Raw genomic sequence first — 5,510 nt, forward strand, 5'->3', positions numbered from 1 at the left:
ATATAGTTCTGCACTTCTTCCCAGTCATCTTTCTTTTCTGGCTCAATGTCGCTCTCATCCAGCAGCGCTTCTTCCATGTTGGTTCGCGTGCCTTCTATACGGCTTGATTGTGTGGCTTCTTTGGTAATGTGCATACGGATGAAATAATCCACATTAGGTATCAATTGGGAAAAGGCACTTAATTCCCCTAATACACGATCAGCATCACTAAGCAAACGCTGAACTTCTCCGTCACTGATCGCCCAGGCATGATTGATTTGTTCCGGTAAGAAGCTCTTGTACTCATATTGCTGCTGATATTTACCAGCCTTAAAGTCACATATATTCATTTAATGTCAAATTCCATACAGGTTTTCGATATAACAATTTTCTTATGTCGAAATCTAGCTCCTTAATCACCTTATGTCAAATACTAGCCACGTTTTCGATATAACGATTCTCTTATGTCGAAAACTTATAGATTAAAGCATACCCATTGGTTCTTTAACGTTATTAAGAATCTCTGACTCCAGCGCTTCCAGTTGATCCAGAATTACTGCGGTGCGTCATACTAGCGGATGTAAAAAAATGGTGGCCGAACCTGGACAAATTTGCCGGGAGCAAAATTTGGACATGCCGCGTTTTTGGCGGCATGGGCCGAAGGCCGACTAATTTTGCCGGGAGCAAAATTGAATGGTCGCAGACCAGCCTGCAAGGCAAATTACAGGACGTAATTTGTAACCACACGGATGTACTGAGCCATTGAGCCAGGCCTGGTTCAATTCGGATCAAGTCTGAGAATGTATAAACTGGGAAAATTTTAAAGCGGAGGTAAAAAATGGTGACCGAACCTGGACAAATTTGCCGGGAGCAAAATTTGGACATGTCGCATTTTTAGCGGCATGGGCCGAAGGCCGAAGCACACGGACGTGCTGAGCAATTGAATCAGGCCTGGTTCAATTCGGATCAAGTCTGAAGATATATAAACTGGGAGAGTTTTAAAACGAAGGTAGAAAATGGTGGCCGAACCTGGAATTGAACCAGGGACACGCGGATTTTCAATCTGCCTTTTCCTAAAAACCCCAATAAGCAACAATCAATAACTGCTACAAATACAATAAGTTGTAATTTATTTCGTCTTGTTACCTTTCGTCTTTTGTTGTCTTTTGTCTTAGGTGGTGCGCCATGGGTGCGCCATGGGTGCGCCATGGCTAAAGTTCTAAATTAATTTATTGCCTTGAATTTCTTATCTTGCACGACCGTTTTGTTATGTTAAATTCAAATCCGGTCAATTCAAGGAGACTGTTATGGAAGAACCTTCAGCCCTCATCCTCAGGGCAACTCAGTTCGCAGCATTAAAGCACAGAGACCAGCGCCGCAAAGATCACGCGGCATCCCCTTACATCATTCACCCGGTCACCGTGGCGCATGAGCTCACCCTGGCCGGTATTGCCGATCCCGAGGTCATAGCAGCGGCTTTGTTGCACGATACGCTGGAAGACACGGAAACGGTGCCTGCTGAGTTATTGGCGGCTTTCGGTGAACGTGTCTGCAAAATGGTCCAGGAACTGACTGACGACAAAGAGTTGCCCAAGGCGGAGCGTAAGCGGTTGCAGGTTGAGCACGCCCCCGGATTGTCACCGGGCGCTGCTCTGGTGAAGGTCTGCGACAAGATTGCCAATATCACAGACATTACCCATAGCCCACCGCCTGACTGGAGCACTGAGCGCCGTATGCAGTATTTGGGCTGGGCTGAGACCGTAGTGGCTGGATGTAATGTCGACAATGATCAACTTAAGCAGCGATTTGTTGATGTGCTGGCAAATGGAAGGGAGGGCATTAAGAATGTCTGATAAAGATAGATTTATTGAAGCATGGGAAATCGGTTTGTAAGTGCGAGCTGATCTTGAAAACTATGCTCAAGGCTTGGTTGGCAGGGCTAATTAAACCCTACAAAAAATGGGAGCCATGGCCTGAGGAAATGATGTTTTGGGTTGAACGTGAATTGAGACTGATGGACGATAGTGACTCAGATTACCATCGACTATATGCGCAATATGTTATTAACCAGTTTAAGCCAGTTGCAGTTATCAGAACGAATAAAGATTATGAGAATGTTGTTATCAATCTTGGTAAATGCATCAGAAACAATATTGATAATCCACCAGTAAAGGTTGAATATCCTCAGATATTCAGAAATATACGTACATTAAAGGAGCTTCTTGAGGCAAAAAATAAAGGCATTACGCACGTCCGTGGAACTACAGCATATAACGGGTGCAATACATGCAAGGAGGTCATATCTGGAAAAACTTACCCTGTTGATTATTTAATTATGGAATACCAGAAACCTGATGATAGTAGGTCATCACCAATAGTAATACCACACCCAGGATGTACGACAGATTGTTATGATGAAGCAGAGGGGCATGGTTACTGCCGTTGTAGCTGGACTGAAATACCACCATGCTCCCTAGATGTTGATCAGGAATTTACTGATTGGTTGGATAAGTTGATCTAAGAAGAAAGAGAAAAAAACTTATAGTGATTTTTAATCTTACAGAAACAACAGTCTTGATTGGGCTGGCTACGCTGGACGGTCTCCGGGTGTGCAGTGGACAATGACCGGCTTAAACAACGCTTTGCTGATACGCTGGCCAAGGGGCGCGGTGCTCTGAATGAGACAGTATCGTGATCGTAGAGTTAAACCCTACCGGATCTCCTAATTCAGTGGCTTTGCCCGTTTATCTTAATCAGATGGCGGGCTTTTTTTTGATTTCGAGATTGAGTGTGAGAAAGGCAATGCCGCTTTCCATGACCGTACCAGACGGTTATATATAAAAAGCTGTGGAATGGTAGTTATTTAATACCACTAACATAAACAACAACTTATCTGTATATTTGGGTTGACATTTCGGAGGTCTCAAGGGTATATTGACCACAGTTACTTCAATAAGTAATCGGCCACACCAGGCGCGGCAACGCCCGGTAATGGCCTAACCAATCATCACCCCATGGAGGCGATAATGGCTACCCAAGATAATACCACTGATACATTCCCGACCCCAAAAGATACCGCAGTAATAAACAAGATCAGGCGCATCGTAGACGAAACACGGTTCAGCAAAGAGAATGCTCAGCCCGGTGCGACAGACCTGCCCATAAATAAATACGATAGTACACACGACGATTTAAATATGACATTGGCCCAGGCTAATGCCGTGGCGAATCTGGTTATACACAATGGCGGGCAAGGCAACTTCGAGATGAGCCACGAAACCATCATAAATTCGGTATGGTGCATACAGGGCCTGATTGAACAGGCTATGCAAATTGTCGAAGGATCAGAAGTGAAAGCCATCAACACACGCGACAACGCCCTGTCAGGGGGCATATGATGACTGCTAAAACACTGATAGACACCGATGCCCAGCCCGGCGACCTTCGGCCAATAATCCAGACCTTGTTCGATGCCACATACCGTATGGAGGCCGCCTTTAGATGCGTGCTCAGCGCCGATATGGCCGGGCATGTGATTGGTTTCGATCAGCGGATGATGCTGGAGGCGGGACTGATCGCCTCACACCTCACTATGGATAAGCTGAGTGAGCTGGAAGGTCAATTAGCCATGGAATCGCATGAACAAGAGTGGATTGACGGCTACGCAGTAGATGGGGTAACCGCATACCGCCATGCGGTAGGCGAAGGGCAGTGGGATATTATGAAGATGATCGGCTTACCGGCATCCTCCAGCGGGTAGCGTTCCCCGGTCTCATTGTGGCCATGGAATGAGACCTGGACTGAGACTTAGGCCTGAGACTCACTGACCTGAGACCAGGCCGGTGCGCCAGGTCACGTTCAGATCCTTCAGGCGGCGTAGGATGCGCTCAGCCGTGTCCCGGTCGGTCTCTTCAATGCAATCAATCACTGCCTGGTGAAAGCGCTCAGTTTGTTGCGCGTCCATCATTTGGTTAGCGACGATCGCAGCGGTGCGCAGCGCTTCCATGCTGTGCCGTGAGGCTTCCAGGAACAGCTTCGGGTTGCGCAGCTTGCCTTCTGAGTTCTCGCACATGTCCAGCACGCGCTTGGCGCGAGCAACTGCATTTCTGATTTCATCCATCACTGAAAGAATGCCGGTGTTGGCCACATCATTAGGACTCACCACCGTAGGCAGGGTTGCAGTCAGTTCCCGCCGGGTACTCTTCTTCGGTGCCTGCCTGCTGTATCTGTCGGACTTAGCCTTAACCGTCTTTGCCGCCGCTTTGGCAGCAACGCCACCGGCCTTGACCGCGTTCACCCAGCGGTACCAGGTTGGCTTCGGCACGTCCGGGTAGCTCCGGCGCCATAAAATTGACCAGTCCCGGCCTGAGCCATAGTCGACCATCTCCTGCATGATCTCCGTCTGCGCCTTCGCTCGCTTATTTTTTGCACTCACCTGTGGCCGCCTTCGGGCTGTCGCTTCAGCTCGTCACTTAAGGCCACCAAGAATTTCTCTGTGTGCTCTGCCGCTACGTCCTCATCAAAGCCGTAGGAAACGCCCAGCCTATGCACAGCATCAATCGATGGTGTTTGCTCAGACTTCAATAGATCGGCCGAAACAGTATCGAGGAAGTCCCAATAAGACAAAACAGCGGGCAGGCGGCAACGGCTGGCAGTGCTGTTGCTTTTCCTGATATTAAACAGGATTGTGCGGCTATCCATACGTACCTCTGGAATATTCCTGCAAGTAATTGGGTGTCTCCAACCGTTCAGAAAAGCCGGTGCCCCGGATGAAATCAATCTCCGTGGTGTAACTGCCCAGCACGACAAAGACATGGGAGACGTTCTGGGTGTAATACTGCGGGCGCAGGTTGCCGTGCTTCAGCTCGATGTACGTGCCGGGCTTGATCTTCTCGTCCCCGCGCAAAACCATGTTGCCGGTCTCCAGAGCCACGCTATCGCGGCGGATGTTGACCAGGTCATCGCGCCGCGCCTCCAGCCAGGTTTCCATCTTTTCTTTTTCGGCTTTTTTGGCTGCAAGATTCTTGTGCATGGCGCTGCCGGGCGTTGCCGCCATCATCGTGCGCTCGCTGAGCTTGCGGATGCCGTAAATTACAGGGTTGATGTTGGGAATGTCGGTCTTGAATACCGAGCCGTTTTGCATGGACTGCACGTTAATATCGCCAGCACTGTTCAATAACGCCAGCGGGGGCTCTATGTGGAAGTAGTTGTACACGCGGTCCAGGTTGCGCTCGACATCGATACTGACCACGGCGGCCGCGTCCAGCTTGACCGTTACCGGCTCGACTGCATCCGACATGATCAGCTTGCCGCTTTCCAGGTCCCGGTAGGGCTTGGCCCGGTAGATCAGGTGCGAGCCTTCGTTATCGTCGTCCATGATCAGCTCATTCCAGCCGAGGTCGGTCCATTTGCTGAGTAGGTCCCAGATACTGCCTTCATGCGCCTGTATGCCGTTCGGCCCGACCAACCCCTGGGTGACGCTGGCCTTGACGTTAAGGCGTAGCTCCTTTTCCAGCTTCGCGGCCGTGCGC

At 49.4% G+C, this 5,510-nt stretch carries 8 protein-coding genes; 4 read left to right on the forward strand and 4 right to left on the reverse strand.

Annotated features, from left to right (window positions below; genetic code table 11):
* The coding region (locus RQ738_RS12935; protein WP_314165699.1) for a Fic/DOC family N-terminal domain-containing protein at positions 1–329 on the reverse strand (329 nt) is incomplete at its 3' end.
* A gap of 957 nt (positions 330–1,286) precedes the next feature.
* On the opposite strand from RQ738_RS12935, the gene RQ738_RS12940 reads away from it, so the two are divergent.
* The 4 genes from RQ738_RS12940 (at position 1,287) to RQ738_RS12955 (ending at position 3,739) form a co-directional block, all read left to right on the forward strand.
* Positions 1,287–1,832, forward strand: a complete 546-nt coding sequence (locus RQ738_RS12940) for an HD domain-containing protein (protein ID WP_314165701.1) — start codon at positions 1,287–1,289, stop codon at positions 1,830–1,832.
* Positions 1,833–1,885: 53 nt separating this feature from the next.
* A complete protein-coding gene (locus tag RQ738_RS12945) occupies positions 1,886–2,500 on the forward strand; it encodes a hypothetical protein (protein ID WP_314165702.1) in 615 nt (204 codons plus the stop codon).
* A 505-nt stretch (positions 2,501–3,005) separates the two neighbouring features.
* On the forward strand, positions 3,006–3,377 hold the full coding sequence (locus tag RQ738_RS12950; RefSeq protein WP_314165704.1) for a hypothetical protein: 372 nt from the start codon (positions 3,006–3,008) through the stop codon (positions 3,375–3,377).
* Positions 3,377–3,739: a hypothetical protein gene (locus RQ738_RS12955; protein WP_314165706.1), complete on the forward strand. Its 363-nt coding sequence runs from the start codon at positions 3,377–3,379 to the stop codon at positions 3,737–3,739. Before RQ738_RS12950 ends, RQ738_RS12955 begins: the two co-directional genes overlap by 1 nt.
* A 60-nt stretch (positions 3,740–3,799) precedes the next feature.
* Here the strand turns inward: RQ738_RS12955 and RQ738_RS12960 are convergent, their stop codons facing one another.
* The 3 genes from RQ738_RS12960 to RQ738_RS12970 form a co-directional block, all read right to left on the reverse strand.
* Entirely contained in the window at positions 3,800–4,414 is a 615-nt protein-coding gene (locus RQ738_RS12960; RefSeq protein ID WP_314165707.1) for a hypothetical protein, read from the reverse strand.
* Positions 4,411–4,680 (reverse strand): hypothetical protein, encoded by a 270-nt coding sequence (locus RQ738_RS12965; protein ID WP_314165708.1) that lies wholly within the window; start codon positions 4,678–4,680, stop codon positions 4,411–4,413. Before RQ738_RS12965 ends, RQ738_RS12960 begins: the two co-directional genes overlap by 4 nt.
* A partial coding sequence (locus RQ738_RS12970; protein WP_314165710.1) for a hypothetical protein occupies positions 4,673–5,510 on the reverse strand: 838 nt, incomplete at its 5' end. The genes RQ738_RS12970 and RQ738_RS12965, both read right to left, overlap by 8 nt.

This window comes from Sulfuriflexus sp., assembly GCF_032250955.1.
Classification (GTDB): Bacteria; Pseudomonadota; Gammaproteobacteria; order AKS1; family AKS1; genus Sulfuriflexus.

Coding starts and splice junctions, on each gene's coding strand:
- RQ738_RS12940 (WP_314165701.1), top strand. CDS start 1,287: ATGGAAGAACCTTCAGCCCTCATCCTCAGGGCAACTCAGTTCGCAGCA.
- RQ738_RS12955 (WP_314165706.1), top strand. CDS start 3,377: ATGACTGCTAAAACACTGATAGACACCGATGCCCAGCCCGGCGACCTT.
- RQ738_RS12950 (WP_314165704.1), top strand. CDS start 3,006: ATGGCTACCCAAGATAATACCACTGATACATTCCCGACCCCAAAAGAT.
- RQ738_RS12965 (WP_314165708.1), bottom strand. CDS start 4,680: ATGGATAGCCGCACAATCCTGTTTAATATCAGGAAAAGCAACAGCACT.